This is a genomic window from Streptomyces sp. NPDC014734, assembly GCF_043083325.1.
Classification (GTDB): Bacteria; Actinomycetota; Actinomycetes; order Streptomycetales; family Streptomycetaceae; genus Streptomyces.
In genome coordinates this window covers 48,311-62,660 of sequence record NZ_JBIBYN010000008.1, presented here as the reverse complement: position 1 = coordinate 62,660, position 14,350 = coordinate 48,311, and the positions used below count along the sequence as shown (strand labels likewise).

The following is a 14,350-nucleotide window of genomic DNA, read 5'->3' as shown; positions in this document are numbered from 1 at the left end:
AGTTCAGCGGGGCAGCACCGCGTCGACGACATCACGGGCGAATCCGGTCGGCAGCGGTCCGCGGCGCAGCAGCACCCGCATCCAGACCGCGCCCGCGACGAGGTCCAGCAGCAGCATCGGGTCGACATGTTCCGGAAGCTCGCCGCGAGCGGCCGCGCGGACGAACACCGGCTGTTCGCGGGAGAGCCGGTCGGCGAAGAAGTCGCGGGTGAGCGCGGCGAGTTCGTCGTCCGGCAGCCCGGTGCCGGAGAGCATGGCGCGAGCGATGGGTTCGGTCCGTCCGTCGGTGAGCAGGCCCACGACCTGTTCGGTCAGGGCGATGAGATCGCCGCGGAGGCTGCCCGTGTCGGGGATGTCGATGTCGAGGACCCGGGCGTGGAGCAGAGCGGCCCGCAACAGTGCGGGCTTCGAGGGCCACCAGCGGTAGATCGTCGTCTTGTTGACACCGGCGTCCTGGGCCACGGCCTCGATGGTGAGCCCGGCGTAGCCGCGTTCCGAGAGATGGCGCAGCGTGGTGTCGAAGATCGCCTCCGCGGCGCGGGGGCCCTTGTTCCGGCGGCCCGCGGTCGGATCGGGCATGGGCGCTCCTGAAGAAATGCAACGCAACGTTGCGTTGTAATGTAGGTTGGTGCCGACATCGTACTGCCGCACAGGGGGCCCGGTATGACGAGAGCGACGGTTTCCAAGGCGGTGACCTGGGGGCTGCTTGCCGCCTGGGCAGCCAACGACCTGGAGGAGTTGGCCACCATGGCCGGGTGGGCGCGGTCCGCCCGGCCCGAGCTCCGGAAGCGGTTGCCGAGGGTGCCGGAGCGGGTGTGGGCGCGAATGGAACTCTCGCAGCGGGAGGTCGCGGTCGCCATCGGACTCGTGGGCGTGGTCATGGCCGCGGCGTCGGCGGACGGTGCGCGCACCGGTGGCCGGAGCCCGTTCTTCCGTACCGTGCTCGTCGGGTTCGGGGCGCATGGCGTCGTGCACCTGGCGCAGTCGTTGGCGTACCGCGGCTACACGCCCGGGGTCGTCACGGCGCCGACCGTGGTCGTCCCGTACTCGGTCTGGGCGGTCCGGCGGCTGAGGGCGGCCGGTGTCGAGGTCGGCGGCACCGGCACGACGGCAGCGGCTTCGGCGCTCCTCCCGTTGATCGTCGCGGGCGCCCACGGACTGGCGCGCGGGATCACCGGGGCGCACCGGCGCGGGGACGGTGCGCCCCGGTGACCGTCCGGAACGGGCACCCGCGGCTGCCGGCTACCGACGACGGGCGGTCGGCCGCGTCTGTGTCCGCGCCCCGTGCCGACGGCGGGCGGGCCGCCGTGCGCACCCGGTTCCGTCCTCCCCGCGAGATCCCGTCGCACCCGTGCCGATCACGATTCCCCGCGCGCCGCCAACGGCACTCCGCGCCCTGCCAGAGACACTCCGCGCCCCGCGAAGAAGCGCTCGAAATCGGAAAGTGCCAGATCCGCCGCTCGCGTCCCCGCCGTCGTGCCGGAGGGGTTGTGGAAGTGGACACCGCCGCCGTCGGCCGTACGGGACGTCAGCAGCACCAGATGCCCGCCCCGCCCGGGAGCGGGCCGTCGTGGATGCCGGATGCCGTGGTGCACGGAGGCCATGACCGTCCGTCCGTCGTCCAGCAGGCCGAGGATCCCGTCCGGTGAGAGGTGCCGGTGGACCGTGGCGTCGAGCGCGTGCGCCTGCTGTACGTACGTCGCGCAGGGCGAACAGGGACGGGGCCCCGGCGCCGAGTGCCATGCGCAGACAGGTCATACCGCACAGATGACCCGACCAGCGCGCGTACTCGGCCGGTGACGCGGCGCCCGACTCCGCCCAGGCCGGGTCGGAGGCCGGGTCCGCCCCGCCCTCGACGATCGGGCCGACGAGGGCGGGCGAGGCGAACTGGGTGAGGACGGGTACGGAGCAGGCGGAGCAGGTCACCGGGGCATCCCTCACTGGTGGTGCGCGAACGTTCCGATCACTGACGGTATCCGGTCAGGAAGCGCCCGATGCGGCTGATGGCGGCATCGAGATCATCGGCGTACGGAAGGGTCAGGATGCGGAAGTGGTCGGGCCGCGGCCAGTTGAAGCCCGTGCCCTGTACCACCTGGATCTTCTCCCGCAGCAGGAGATCCAGGACGAACTTCTCGTCGTCGACGATCGGGTACACCTTCGGGTCGATGCGCGGGAACGCGTACAGCGCGCCCTTCGGCTTCACGCACGACACACCGGGGATCTCGTTCAGCTTCTCCCAGGCCCGGTTGCGCTGCTCGTACAGCCTGCCGCCCGGCGCGACCAGTTCCCGGATCGACTGCCGGCCGCCGAGCGCGGCCTGAATGGCGTACTGGGCCGGCGCGTTGGGGCACAGCCGCATGGAGGCGAGGGTCGTCAGTCCCTCCAGATAGCTGCGGGCGTGCTGCTGCGGGCCGGAGACGACCATCCAGCCGGAGCGGAATCCCGCGACGCGGTACGTCTTCGACAGGCCGCTGAACGTGAGGCAGAGCAGGTCGGGGGCGAGGGACGCCACCGTGTGGTGCTCGGCGTCGTCGTAGAGGATCTGGTCGTAGATCTCGTCGGCGAACACCATCAGGCCGTTCCGGCGCGCCAGATCCAGGATGCCGTCGAGGACCTCGCGCGGATAGACGGCACCGGTCGGGTTGTTCGGATTGATGATCACGACGGCCTTCGTACGGTCGGTGATCTTCGACGCGAGGTCCGCGAGGTCCGGGTTCCAGTCCGATGCCTCGTCGCAGGTGTAGTGCACCGCCCTGCCGCCCGCGAGCGTCACCACCGCCGTCCACAGCGGGTAGTCGGGGGACGGGACGAGCACCTCGTCGCCGTCCTCCAGCAGCGCCTGGACCGCCATGGAGATCAGCTCGGAGACGCCGTTGCCGAGAAAGATGTCGTCGACCCCGACATCCGTCAGCCCCATCGCCTGGTAGCGCTGCGCCACCGCTCGGCGCGCGGACAGGATGCCGCGCGAATCGGTGTAGCCGTGGGCCTGGGGGAGCATCCGGATCATGTCCTGGACGACTTCCTCCGGGGCCTCGAACCCGAAGAGCGCGGGATTGCCGGTGTTGAGGCGGAGCACGCTGTGGCCCGCCTCCTCCAGGGCGTTGGCGTGCTCGATGACCGGGCCCCGGATCTCGTAACAGACCTCGTCGAGCTTGCTGGACTGCCGGAACTCCATGCGGTGGCCTCCCCGACCTGATTGCGATACTTGGTTTTACCAAGTCCGGGCTTGGAAAGTCCAACAACATGTCTAGACTGCGTCGCATGCCACGTCAGCAACAGCCCGCAACACGCCAGCCCCGCCGCCGGAGTTACGACCAGTTCTGCGCCACCGCGCGCTCGCTCGATTCCGTGGGCGACCGGTGGACGCTGCTGATCGTCCGTGAACTGTTGGCGGGGCCGCGCCGCTACACCGACCTCCACGCCGATCTCCCGGGCGTCAGCACGGACGTCCTCGCCTCCCGGCTCAAGGACATGGAACAGAACGGGCTGGCCACCCGCCGCCGGCTCCCGCCGCCCGCCGCGGCCTCGGTGTACGAACTGACACAACGCGGTCGTGACCTGCTGCCCGTGCTCACCGCCCTCGCCGAGTGGGGCGCGCCGGCGCTCACCGAGCGGCGGCCCACCGACGCGGTGCGGGCGCACTGGTTCGCGCTTCCGCTGCTGCGCGCCCTGGAGTGGGTAACCCATCCGGGGGTCGTCGAAGTCCACCTGGACGAGGGCGAGTTCCATGTCCGTGCCGGTGACGCGACGCCTGCCGAGGGGCTCCGCGGCGGCCCGGGCGGGGGAGACTGCGAGGAGGGCTTCGGGGCGTCGCCGGTCGGTGCGGCCGTGTACGGGGACGGTCCGGCCGCCCATGCCGACGCCCGTATCGCGCTCGACGCCGAGGTGTGTCTGGCGCTCGGCCGGGGAGAGCTGACCCTGGCCGAGGCGGTCCGGGCCGGGCGCGTCGAGGTGGTGGGCGACGGACCGCTCGCCGCCGAACTCCGCGGGGAGTGACCGCGGCTCCGTACGGTTCCGGCGGGCCGACCCGTGGGTGATGCGGGCGGGTCCGGGAGACGAGGGCGCGTCCGGCGGCTCCGTGCAGTCCCGGAGCTCTGTGCCGTCCAAGGGGCCCGTGCCGTCCGGGAGCCTGTGCGGCCCGGGGCTCCGTGCCGTCCGGGAGTTCTGTGCGGTCCGGGGGTCCGTGCGGTTGGGGAGCGATGATGGGCGTGTGCGATTCGAAGCGATCACCTGGGAGCGGTTGGCCGAGGCCTGCGCGGAACGAGCCGACGGACTGCGACCGGCCGACGGCGGATCCTGGCTGAAGGTCGCCGTCGACGGGGCTCCGGCAGCCCCTGCCGGAGAGTTCGCGGGACGGGTCGCGCAGGCGCTGCGTCTTCGGGGGCGCGCGGTGCTCGTGGTGTCCGTCGAGGGGTTTCTGCGGCCGGCGAGTCTGCGGTACGAGTACGGCAAGGAGGACCCCGACTCCTACTACGGCGGCTGGTTCGACACCGGCGCGTTGTGGCGCGAGGTGTTCGGCCCCCTGGAGGCGGGCGGCAGCGGGCGGGTGCTGCCCGACCTCTGGGACCCCGTGACCGATCGGGCGACCCGCAGCCCGTACCGGTGCCTGCCCGAGGGAGGGGTGCTGGTGCTGTACGGCCCGTTGTTGCTGGGGCACTGGTTCCCGTTCGACCTGGGCGTTCACCTGCGGCTGTCGCCCGGTGCGTTGCGGCGGCGCACCGCGGAGCGCGAGCAGTGGACCCTGCCCGCCTTCGCCCGGTACGAGAGCGAGGTGGGGCCGGGCGATCGCGCGGACGCGGCAGTACGCGTCGACGACCCGCTGCGGCCCGCCTGGAGCGGGTGGCGGGAGCACTAGGCCGTGTCCGACGATCCCGCGTGGATCGGTGGGCGTCGTCCTGTGCGGTGCGTCGCAAGACGCCGGGAAGTCCTTGCAGCGGAGCCACCAGGGCTTTTCGGCAACGCGGCGAGGGCCCGTGCGGGGCGGTGCCCGCCCGCGGGGAGCTGTCGGACACGGCCTGGGCCCGGCCGAGCCGGCAGTGCTCGTGCCGGGCGGACCGGGCCGATCCTCGGCGCGGCCGGACGGGGCGCGGACGGTGGGGACATGGCACGGGCGTCTCCGGCGGCCCTTGAGGCGTCCGGATCGGGACGGCCCGTCGCGACCGGGACGCGTCAAGAGCCGCCATCAGGGTGTGCCTGATGCCTCACGGCCCGGGTCGGGCCCCGACCCGGGCAACCGCCTCGGCGCCCGACCGGCAGCCCGCCGCCAGGGCCGAGGCGTCGTCCGCCCCCGAAAGGCGTGCCGCGAGGAAGCCGCCGGTGAACGCGTCGCCCGCGCCCGTCGAGTCCACCGCACCCGGTACCGGGACGGCCGGGGCGCGCGCCGTGACCGTGCCTCCGGCAGCCAGCAGGGCTCCGCCGCCGCCGAGTGTCACCACCACCCGGGGAACCTGGTGACTCAACTTGACCGCGGCGTCCACCGGTTCGCAGACCCCGGTGAGCAGCCGCGCCTCGTCCTCGTTGGGCAGCAGCAGATCGGCGCCCTCCACGAACGACAGGAAGCGATCGACTCCCGTCTCGGCGAGGAAACCGGCCGAGGCGGGGTCGACACTCACGGTGATCCGCCGCCGCCGCGCCTCCCGCAGGGCGAGCAGAGCCGTGGCCCGGCTCGTCGCGGCGAAGAGGAGGTATCCGGAGACATGGAGATGGCCGATCCCGTCGAGCATCGAGGGCGACCAGTCGCCGGGGGAGAGGCGCAGCACCGCACCGCTGTCGGTGAGAAAGGTGCGTTCGGCGCCCGAGTCGACGAGGGCGACCACCGTGGCCGTCGGCGCCTCGTCGTCCACGGCCAGCAGGCAGCGCACCCCCGCGCGCCGCAGCGCGTCCCGGTGCCAGGCCGCGCTGTCGGAGCCGACCCGGGCCAGCAGCCGTACGTCGGGACACCCCGAACGCACCGCCCAGCACGCGACATTGGCGCCCGCTCCGCCCGGCAGTGTGCGGATCCGGGCGGTGGTGTCCGTGCCGCGGACCAGGGCCGTCGCGTGTCGTGCCACCACGTCCGTGACCACGTCCCCGATGACGAGCAGTCCGCCGCCGCCCGTCGACCGGCCGACGGGCGCACACGGCGTCCCGTCCGCCGCAGGTCCCGGCACCGTGCCGTGCTCCGGGCGCTCCTGGGCGACGACGTCTTTCGGGCCTTGCGGACCTACACCGTTGCCCGGGCGTCGCGGATCGACGCGGTTCCCGGCGTCCTCGGCTCCGGTCCCGGTCCCGGCTTCGGTGCCGTTCGCCGCGCACCGTCCCGTGACGTCGTTCACCGTGTGCCGTCGTGCGAGGTCGCGCTCCGGCCGTTCGGGTGCGCTGCCGCGTTCGGCGCGGACGCCGTCCACGCACCGGCGACGCGTGCGGCCAGCGACACGTTTCCCCGGACGGCCGCCAGATTGGCTTCCAACGAGGCCCCCGCGGTCCGCCGCATCAGCCGTTCCAGCAGAAAGGGCGTGACGGACTGCCCCACGATCCCGCGCTCCCGGCACGCGTCCAGGGCCTCGGCCAGCACCCGGTCGTGCAGCTCCGGGTCCAACTGCTCCGACACCGGAACCGGATTGGCGACGATCAGCGCGGAATCCGCACCGCCCAGTGCGTCCTGGGCCCGCATCACCTCCGCCACCTCCTCGGGCGTACGCACCGTCCAGTCGACCGGCTCGCCCGAACTGTGCAGGTAGAAACCGGGGAATCGCCCGGTGCCGTAGCCCAGCACCCCGACACCGAGGGTCTCCAGGCGCTGGAGCGTGGCGGGGACGTCCAGGATCGACTTCACCCCCGCGCACACCACCGTGATGCCGGTCCGTGCGAGAAGACGCAGGTCCGCCGACTCGTCCTGGGTCCGTGTCCACTCCCGGTGCACGCCGCCGAGACCACCGGTCGCGAAGACGCGCAGGCCGGCACGGGCGGCCAGGAACGCCGTCGCGGACACGGTCGTCGCCCCGCTCGCGCCCGTCGCCAGGGCGGGAGCGAGATCGCGGTGTCCCAGCTTCCGCATGGCCGGGTCCGTGGCGACCCGCTCCAGTCCGGCCCTGTCCAGGCCGATGCGGGCCCGTCCGTCGAGTACGGCGATCGTGGCCGGCACCGCGCCCTCGGACCGCACGATTCCTTCGAGTTCCTCGGCGACCCTCAGATTGCGGGGGCGCGGCAGACCGTGAGCGATGATCGTCGATTCAAGGGCCACGACGGGGTGGTGTGTGGCGAGGGCCGCCCGTACCTCGGTGGAGAGCACGAGGGCGTGGGGATGCGCGTCATCCGACGCATTGAATGACATGCTCACATCCATGTCGCGGGTGCGGGGACCTCAAACGTGTGGCCGGACCGTTCGTCCCGCCTGCGATGTCCCGGTCCTGGTGTCGAGCCGCCGTGAACCGGTCGCTAGGGTGACCGGCCATGACCACACTTGATCGGAATACCGCCTCGTTCGCCGTGCACATCCCGGACGCGGAACTCGAACCCGAACCGCTCGACCCCGCGCAGATCATCTCGGGAGAGCCCGTCGTGACCGGCAAGGTCCTCTGGGAGTCGCCCGACGGAAAGCAGGTGCGCGGCATCTGGCAGATCACGCCCGGTGTGGTCACCGACACGGAGGCCAACGAACTGTTCGTGGTCGTCAGCGGCCGGGCGACCGTGGCGGTCGAGGGAGGGGCGACGCTGGAGGTGGGGCCGGGGGACGCCTGCGTACTGCGGGAGGGCGACCGTACGACGTGGACCGTGCACGAGACCTTGCGCAAGGCCTACCACATCAGCCTCTGAAGTCCCCACGGCGACAGGGCCTGCCGCGGTCTCAGGGGCGGTTCCGGGCGTCAGGCACGTCAGGCTCGTCAGGTGCGGCGGGCGGTGCGGGCGGTGCGGGCCGCGCGAGGGACCGGCGCAACGCGGACGCCGCCAACGGGAGCAACAGGCAGGCTCCCGCCGCATTGAGCCAGCCGTATCCGGCCCCGGCGACGATCAGGCCGGCCACCGCGCCGCCGACTCCCGCCGCCGTGTTCATGGTCAGGTCCGACAGGCCCTGTACGGCTGCGCGGGCGGGCGGCGGCACGGAGTCGGTGAGAAGTGCCGAACCGGCGACCAGCCCGGCCGACCAGCCGAGTCCGAGCAGGAACAGGCCCGCCGCCGTCCGGCCGTGGGCGGCGCCCGCGGTGCCGGCCAGCAGCGCGGCGCAGGAGAGCAGCCCGATCGCCAGCCCGATCACGGTCAGTCGGCCGAACCGGTCGGACAGCCAGCCCATCACCGGGGAGAACGCGTACATCCCCGCGATGTGGCCGCTGATGACGAGACCGACCAGTTGGAGCCCGGCGCCGTGATGGCCCAGATGGACCGGGGTCATCACCATGATCGAGACCATCGCGGTGTGCGAGACGGCCACGGTCACCAGGGCCAGTCGCGCCCGTGCCGATGCCCGGACCGCGGCGACCCCGGCGCGCAGCGAACGACTCGCGGGGGTTTCGTCGCCCTGTGGAGCCAGGGCCCGTGCGGTGAGCAGCGGATCCGGCCGCAGCAGCACCTCGACCAGCAGGGCGGACAGCAGGAAGATCCCGGCCGCGAAGAAGAACGGGCCCGCGTTCTCGGGTATCGCCGTGCCGCGGAAGAGCCGTCCCACCGGGGCGGCGATGTTCGGCCCGAGGACCGAGCCGATCGTCGTGGCCCAGATGACGGTGGAGATCGCCCGGCCGCGCCGGTCGGGCTCGACCAGATCCGCGGCGGCGAAACGGGCCTGCAGATTGGCCGAGGACCCGGCACCGAACCCGGCCATTCCGAGCAGCAGCAGGGGGAAGCTCTCCACGAGCGTGGCCAGGACGACGAGCCCGGCGCCGAACGCGCCGGTCAGATAGGCCAGGACCAGGCCGGGACGTCGGCCGCGCGAGGTCATCAGCGCCGCCAGTGGCAGCGAGAGCAGCGCGGTGCCCGCCACCGACGCCGTCGGGGCCAGGCCCGACAACGCCTCGGAACCGCTCACCTCCGTGGCCAGGACCGGAGCCAGGGCGATACCGATGGGCACGCCGAGGCCGCCGAGTATCTGGCTGGCCATGAGCACCGCGGATGTTCTGCGCCGCAGTGCGGGCAGTTCGGCCGCCGTCACCCGCACGGCGGCCCGGCCCGATCCGGCGGGGGTGTCAGGAGCGTCGAGGGCTTTGGTCACCGGCGCAGTGTGCCAGCCCGCACACAGATGCGAAACATTGGATGGAGGCCTGGCCGGAGCGCGACGGCGATCGCGGGTCGGAACCACGTCAACCGACCGGAGCAAGGGCCGGGGACGCCCGGAACGCGACGGAGGTCGCCGCGCATCGGAACGACAGCGACCGCGCGTCGGCACGACGGCGACCGCGCATCAGAACAACGGCTGCGGCAGCACGCCTTCCAGCGCCAGCAGCTTCCGCTTGGTGTCGAGCCCGCCGCCGAACCCGCCGAGTCCGCCGTCGCTCTCCACCACCCGATGGCACGGCACCACCACCGGCAGCGGATTGGAACCCATGGCGGCCCCCACCGCCTGCGCCGCCCGCGGCTGACCCACGCGCGCGGCCAGCTCCCCGTAGCCGACGACCGTCCCGTACGGCACCCTCGTCGCCAGTTCACGCAGGACCTGGCGGTTGAAACCGGACGTCAGCGACCAGTCGAGCTCCAGCGGGAACTCCCGCGACGAGCCCGCGAAATACTCGCCGAGCCGGCGTATCGGCTCGGCCAGCCGTGCGGAACCGGGCCGCTCCACCGGTTCCGCGCCCAGGCGCGTCCGCAAGCGCCCGAGTGCCCGCTCCCGCACCTCCGGCCGGGCGTGGAACACCACGTTCACCAGCCCCGTCCGGGTCGCGGCGAGCAGCAGCGGACCGATGCCGCTCTCCACGACGGCCCACTCGACAACCTCATCGCTGTTCACGGGAACCACGGTACGGCCGCCCACTGACAAGGCCGCCCCGCCCGCCGGTGCGGGGGCGTCAGCCGGTGGCCCCGCGCACCACGTCGGGCTTGTTCGTGATGATCCCGTCGACGCCGAAGCCCGCCGCCCTCACCGCGTTCGCCGCGTCGTCGACCGTCCAGGTGTTGACCCGGAGTCCCTTCCCGTGGGCGCCCTTCAACGCGTGGACCGCCTTCACGTAGTCGGTCGAGACCGACGTGTACGAGGGGTTGATCTGGTCCGTGAACGCCGTGTACGAGGGAAGATCGGCCACCGCCGGGGTCCCGAGGAAGCCGGTCGTGACGTCCGGACGTTGCTGGTGCACCTTCTTCACGCTGTCCGCGCCGAAGCTCTGGACGACGAGCCGGTGCTCGACGTGATCGCGGTCGAGCCATCCCTTCTCGCGCAGCACCCGCAGGGTCTCCTTCTCGATCCCCGGGTAGATCTCCGGGCTCTTGATCTCCAGCAGCAGCTTCTGGTCATTGTGCTCGATCCGGTCCAGGTACCGGTCGAGCGTGGGCACCCGGGCACCCGCGAACCGCGGACCGAACCAGCTGCCCGCGTCCAACCGGGCGATCTCGGCCGCGGTGAAGTCCTTGACCGCCCACGGAGCGCGGTCCGGGAAGACCTGCTCGGCATCGGTGGTCCGCCTCAGATCGGTGTCGTGCACGACCACCGGCACACCGTCCCGGGTGAGCTGGACATCGTTCTCCACCCAGTCGAAGCCGAGCGCGTCGGCCCTGTCGACGGCGGCCAGGGTGTTCTCCGGGGCGTAGGCCGAAGCGCCCCGGTGGGCGAGGACGACGGGGGTGGTCCGTCCGGCCCCGGGGGTCCGTCCGGCCCCGGGGGTCCGGGCACTCGCGGTCCCGACGCCCGGGACCGGACTCGTGTGCCCGGCCGCGACCGTGTGTGTGTCCGAGGGCTGTGTGTCGGCCATCGACATCAGCAGGGCGCCGGCACCCATCATGGCGGCGGCAGCGACGACGGCGGTTGCGATACGTGCGTACACGTGTACTCCTCGCGTCAGAGTTACGGACGGGCCGAGAGTGACAGCCGCTCCCCGGCAGGGACGGGCGAAGGGTGGCCATAACGTGAACGCCGCTGCTGAGACCGGGTCACGGGCCGATTTCCTTGTCGATAAAATGCAGTTCTTCTGTTTGTTTGCCGGGCCTCGCGGCTTAGGGTCACCCCCGGACCCGGGCTTCCGCGAAGGGCGTACCAGCATGCAGGGCACGATCGACGGTTTCGGCCACGGGGCGGTGACGCCCGTCGTGGCCTTCCTCATGGCCTGTCTCGGCGCGGCCCTCGGCCTGCGCTGCACGACCCGTTCGCTGCGCACCGAACGTTCCTTCAGGGCGGGCTGGCTGGCGCTCGGCGCGACCTCCATCGGCTCCGGCGTATGGACGATGCACTTCATCGCGATGACGGGCTTCACCATCGAGGGGGTGACGATCGACTACGACAAACCGATCGTCTTCGCCGGACTCGGGGTCGCGATCGGCATGGTCGCCGTCGGCATCTTCGTCATCGGGTACCGGGGCGCCACCCGGATGGCACTGGTGACGGGCGGCACCATCACCGGGCTCGGCATCGCCACCATGCACTACCTCGGCATGGCCGGAATGCGGCTGGAGGGGCAGTTCGAGTACGACACGCTCACCGTGGCACTCTCCGTGGTGATCGCCGTGGTGGCGGCCACCACCGCGCTCTGGGCGGCCGTCTCGATCCGGGGCTTCCTGCCCAGCCTCGGCGCCAGTGTCGTCATGGGGGTCGCCGTGAGCGGCATGCACTACACGGCCATGGCGGCGCTCAGTGTCCACCTGCACCCCGGAGCCCTCGCCGACAACGCGGCGACCGGGGAGCCGGGAGACTCCCTCCTGCCCCTGTTGATCGGCCCCGGCTGCTTCCTGCTCCTCGCCGCCGTGGTGGTGATGTTCGACCCCCTGATGGTCCTGGGGACTCCGGACTGGAGCGACGGCGCGACGGCGGGCACGGGACGGCTCCCCGGGGTTCCGGCCCCGCGCCAGGTCCCGAGCTTCGGCACGCACGCCGACCCGGCGTCGTTCCACTCCCGCCCGCGCGATCCCGCGCCCCCCGGGGAATGGTGATCCCGCCGGTCCGGAGGCCCGGTCCGGCACGGGACGACGCGTGATCCCGCCCGGTTGTCGGTGGTGGGTCGTACGGTGGTTTCATGCGGCCCGTTTCGAAGATCGAACGTTCGGTGGCGCCTTTCGAGGTCGTCAGCCCCTACCAGCCCAGCGGCGACCAGCCCGCGGCCATCGCCGAGCTGGAGCGGCGCATCCGCGCGGATGAGAAGGACGTCGTGCTGCTCGGCGCGACCGGCACCGGCAAGTCGGCCACCACCGCGTGGATGATCGAGAAACTACAGCGGCCCACCCTCGTGATGGCGCCGAACAAGACCCTCGCGGCCCAGCTCGCGAACGAGTTCCGCGAGCTCCTGCCCAACAACGCCGTCGAGTACTTCGTCTCGTACTACGACTACTACCAGCCCGAGGCGTACGTCCCCCAGTCGGACACGTACATCGAGAAGGACTCCTCGATCAACGAGGAGGTCGAGCGGCTGCGCCACTCCGCGACGAATTCGCTGCTCACCCGCCGCGATGTCGTGGTGGTCGCCTCCGTCTCCTGCATCTACGGCCTCGGTACGCCCCAGGAGTACGTGGACCGGATGGTCCGGCTCGATGTCGGCGACGAGATCGACCGCGACGCGCTGCTGCGCCGTTTCGTCGAGATCCAGTACAGCCGCAACGACCTCGCGTTCACCCGCGGCACCTTCCGGGTCCGCGGCGACACCATCGAGATCTTCCCGGTCTACGAGGAGCTCGCCGTCCGCATCGAGATGTTCGGCGACGAGATCGAGGCCCTCTCCACCCTCCACCCCCTCACCGGTGAGGTGATCAGCGAGGACCAGTCCCTCCACGTCTTCCCCGCCAGCCACTACGTCGCCGGCCCGGAGCGCATGGAGAAGGCGGTCAACGGCATCGAGCAGGAGCTGGAGCAGCGTCTCGCCGAGCTGGAGAAACAGGGCAAGATGCTGGAGGCCCAGCGTCTGCGGATGCGTACCACGTACGACATCGAGATGCTCCGGCAGATCGGCACCTGCTCCGGCGTCGAGAACTACTCGATGCACTTCGACGGCCGGTCGCCCGGCACCGCCCCCAACACCCTTCTCGACTACTTCCCCGAGGACTTCCTCCTCGTCCTCGACGAGTCGCACGTCACCGTTCCGCAGATCGGAGCCATGTACGAGGGCGACGCCTCCCGCAAGCGGACCCTCGTCGACCACGGCTTCCGGCTGCCCTCCGCCCTCGACAACCGCCCGCTGAAGTGGGAGGAGTTCCTGGGCCGGATCAACCAGACCGTCTACCTCTCGGCCACGCCCGGAACGTACGAGCTGTCCCGCGGCGACGGCTTCGTGGAACAGATCATCCGGCCCACCGGCCTCGTCGACCCGGAGGTCGTCGTCAAGCCCACCGAGGGCCAGATCGACGACCTGGTGCACGAGATCCGCACGCGTGCCGAGAAGGACGAACGGGTCCTGGTCACCACCCTCACCAAGAAGATGGCCGAGGACCTCACCGACTACTTCCTGGAGCTCGGCATCCAGGTCCGCTACCTCCACAGCGACGTCGACACCCTGCGCCGCATCGAGCTGCTGCGCGAGCTGCGCGCGGGCGAATACGACGTACTGGTCGGCATCAACCTCCTGCGCGAAGGGCTGGACCTGCCCGAGGTGTCGCTCGTCGCCATCCTCGACGCGGACAAGCAGGGCTTCCTGCGTTCGGGGACGTCCCTGATCCAGACCATCGGACGCGCCGCCCGCAACGTGTCGGGACAGGTCCATATGTACGCGGACAAGATCACGCCCGCGATGGAACAGGCCATCGACGAGACCAACCGCCGCCGCGAGAAGCAGATCGCCTACAACACCGAGCGCGGTCTCGATCCGCAGCCGTTGCGCAAGAAGATCAACGACATCGTCGCCACGATCACCCGCGAGGAGGTCGACACCGAGCAGCTCCTCGGCACCGGTTACCGGCAGTCGAAGGGCACCAAGGCCCCGGTCCCCGCACTGGGCGCCAAGGCGGCGGGCTCCGGGAAGAAGGGCGGCGCGGTGGTCACCGACCGTCCCGCCACCGAACTCGCGGGAATCATCGAGGAGATGACCGACCGGATGCGGGCGGCCGCCGCCGACCTGCAGTTCGAGGTGGCGGCCCGGCTGCGCGACGAGGTCGGCGAACTGAAGAAGGAACTGCGCCAGATGCGCGAGGCGGGCCTCGCCTGACCACCGCCCGGTCGGTGTGTTGCAGGACCGACACAAAAACACCCCAAGCGGCCGCGTTGTCGGTGGGACTGCGTAGGGTGCTGGCAACACCGCGCACGGATGGTTGCGGGGCA

At 71.5% G+C, this 14,350-nt stretch carries 13 protein-coding genes and 1 pseudogene; 6 read left to right on the top strand and 8 right to left on the bottom strand.

Annotated elements, in window-relative coordinates; translation table 11 throughout:
* Positions 1 to 3: 3 nt before the first annotated feature.
* Positions 4 to 579 carry a TetR/AcrR family transcriptional regulator gene (locus ACF1CT_RS15200; RefSeq protein ID WP_391784277.1) on the bottom strand — a complete coding sequence of 192 codons (576 nt, stop codon included), beginning with the start codon at positions 577 to 579 and terminating at the stop codon, positions 4 to 6.
* A gap of 84 nt (positions 580 to 663) precedes the next feature.
* Here ACF1CT_RS15200 and ACF1CT_RS15195 point away from each other — a divergent pair, with 84 nt between their 5' ends.
* Positions 664 to 1,212: an HXXEE domain-containing protein gene (locus ACF1CT_RS15195; RefSeq protein WP_391784276.1), complete on the top strand. Its 549-nt coding sequence runs from the start codon at positions 664 to 666 to the stop codon at positions 1,210 to 1,212.
* Between the two features lie 146 nt (positions 1,213 to 1,358).
* On the opposite strand, the pseudogene ACF1CT_RS15190 reads toward ACF1CT_RS15195, so the two are convergent.
* Together ACF1CT_RS15190 and ACF1CT_RS15185 are read right to left on the bottom strand one after the other, a co-directional pair.
* Positions 1,359 to 1,926: pseudogene (locus tag ACF1CT_RS15190) on the bottom strand (peptidase).
* Positions 1,927 to 1,963: 37 nt separating this feature from the next.
* Positions 1,964 to 3,175 carry a pyridoxal phosphate-dependent aminotransferase gene (locus ACF1CT_RS15185; RefSeq protein WP_391784275.1) on the bottom strand — a complete coding sequence of 404 codons (1,212 nt, stop codon included), beginning with the start codon at positions 3,173 to 3,175 and terminating at the stop codon, positions 1,964 to 1,966.
* An 86-nt stretch (positions 3,176 to 3,261) separates the two neighbouring features.
* On the opposite strand from ACF1CT_RS15185, the gene ACF1CT_RS15180 reads away from it, so the two are divergent.
* Both ACF1CT_RS15180 and ACF1CT_RS15175 read left to right on the top strand, forming a co-directional pair.
* Positions 3,262 to 3,996: a winged helix-turn-helix transcriptional regulator gene (locus tag ACF1CT_RS15180; RefSeq protein WP_391784274.1), complete on the top strand. Its 735-nt coding sequence runs from the start codon at positions 3,262 to 3,264 to the stop codon at positions 3,994 to 3,996.
* Between the two features lie 214 nt (positions 3,997 to 4,210).
* Entirely contained in the window at positions 4,211 to 4,855 is a 645-nt protein-coding gene (locus ACF1CT_RS15175) for a uridine kinase (protein WP_391784273.1), read from the top strand.
* A 346-nt stretch (positions 4,856 to 5,201) separates the two neighbouring features.
* Here ACF1CT_RS15175 and ACF1CT_RS15170 read toward each other — a convergent pair whose 3' ends face one another.
* On the bottom strand, positions 5,202 to 6,149 hold the full coding sequence (locus tag ACF1CT_RS15170) for a carbohydrate kinase family protein (protein ID WP_391784487.1): 948 nt from the start codon (positions 6,147 to 6,149) through the stop codon (positions 5,202 to 5,204).
* Between the two features lie 161 nt (positions 6,150 to 6,310).
* On the bottom strand, positions 6,311 to 7,312 hold the full coding sequence (locus ACF1CT_RS15165; RefSeq protein WP_391784272.1) for a pseudouridine-5'-phosphate glycosidase: 1,002 nt from the start codon (positions 7,310 to 7,312) through the stop codon (positions 6,311 to 6,313).
* Positions 7,313 to 7,431: 119 nt separating this feature from the next.
* On the opposite strand from ACF1CT_RS15165, the gene ACF1CT_RS15160 reads away from it, so the two are divergent.
* Complete coding sequence (locus ACF1CT_RS15160; protein ID WP_391784271.1) at positions 7,432 to 7,794, top strand: cupin domain-containing protein; 363 nt, start codon at positions 7,432 to 7,434, stop codon at positions 7,792 to 7,794.
* 31 nt (positions 7,795 to 7,825) lie between these two features.
* On the opposite strand, the gene ACF1CT_RS15155 is transcribed toward ACF1CT_RS15160, so the two are convergent.
* From ACF1CT_RS15155 to ACF1CT_RS15145, 3 genes are all read right to left on the bottom strand, one after another.
* Positions 7,826 to 9,181: an MFS transporter gene (locus tag ACF1CT_RS15155; RefSeq protein ID WP_391784270.1), complete on the bottom strand. Its 1,356-nt coding sequence runs from the start codon at positions 9,179 to 9,181 to the stop codon at positions 7,826 to 7,828.
* Between the two features lie 189 nt (positions 9,182 to 9,370).
* Positions 9,371 to 9,913 (bottom strand): methylated-DNA--[protein]-cysteine S-methyltransferase, encoded by a 543-nt coding sequence (locus tag ACF1CT_RS15150; RefSeq protein ID WP_391784269.1) that lies wholly within the window; start codon positions 9,911 to 9,913, stop codon positions 9,371 to 9,373.
* 58 nt (positions 9,914 to 9,971) lie between these two features.
* Positions 9,972 to 10,940, bottom strand: coding sequence for a glycerophosphodiester phosphodiesterase (locus tag ACF1CT_RS15145; protein ID WP_391784268.1), 969 nt, complete (start codon positions 10,938 to 10,940; stop codon positions 9,972 to 9,974).
* 214 nt (positions 10,941 to 11,154) lie between these two features.
* On the opposite strand from ACF1CT_RS15145, the gene ACF1CT_RS15140 reads away from it, so the two are divergent.
* Entirely contained in the window at positions 11,155 to 12,039 is an 885-nt protein-coding gene (locus ACF1CT_RS15140; protein ID WP_391784267.1) for an MHYT domain-containing protein, read from the top strand.
* Positions 12,040 to 12,122: 83 nt separating this feature from the next.
* Complete coding sequence (gene uvrB / locus ACF1CT_RS15135; RefSeq protein ID WP_391784266.1) at positions 12,123 to 14,237, top strand: excinuclease ABC subunit UvrB; 2,115 nt, start codon at positions 12,123 to 12,125, stop codon at positions 14,235 to 14,237.
* The last annotated feature ends 113 nt before the right edge of the window (positions 14,238 to 14,350 follow it).

Excerpts from the sequence above, each read along its gene's own strand:
- ACF1CT_RS15180 (WP_391784274.1), top strand. The coding sequence starts at position 3,262 with ATGCCACGTCAGCAACAGCCCGCAACACGCCAGCCCCGCCGCCGGAGT.
- ACF1CT_RS15195 (WP_391784276.1), top strand. The coding sequence starts at position 664 with ATGACGAGAGCGACGGTTTCCAAGGCGGTGACCTGGGGGCTGCTTGCC.
- ACF1CT_RS15160 (WP_391784271.1), top strand. The coding sequence starts at position 7,432 with ATGACCACACTTGATCGGAATACCGCCTCGTTCGCCGTGCACATCCCG.
- ACF1CT_RS15165 (WP_391784272.1), bottom strand. The coding sequence starts at position 7,312 with ATGTCATTCAATGCGTCGGATGACGCGCATCCCCACGCCCTCGTGCTC.
- uvrB (WP_391784266.1), top strand. The coding sequence starts at position 12,123 with ATGCGGCCCGTTTCGAAGATCGAACGTTCGGTGGCGCCTTTCGAGGTC.
- ACF1CT_RS15140 (WP_391784267.1), top strand. The coding sequence starts at position 11,155 with ATGCAGGGCACGATCGACGGTTTCGGCCACGGGGCGGTGACGCCCGTC.
- ACF1CT_RS15200 (WP_391784277.1), bottom strand. The coding sequence starts at position 579 with ATGCCCGATCCGACCGCGGGCCGCCGGAACAAGGGCCCCCGCGCCGCG.
- ACF1CT_RS15185 (WP_391784275.1), bottom strand. The coding sequence starts at position 3,175 with ATGGAGTTCCGGCAGTCCAGCAAGCTCGACGAGGTCTGTTACGAGATC.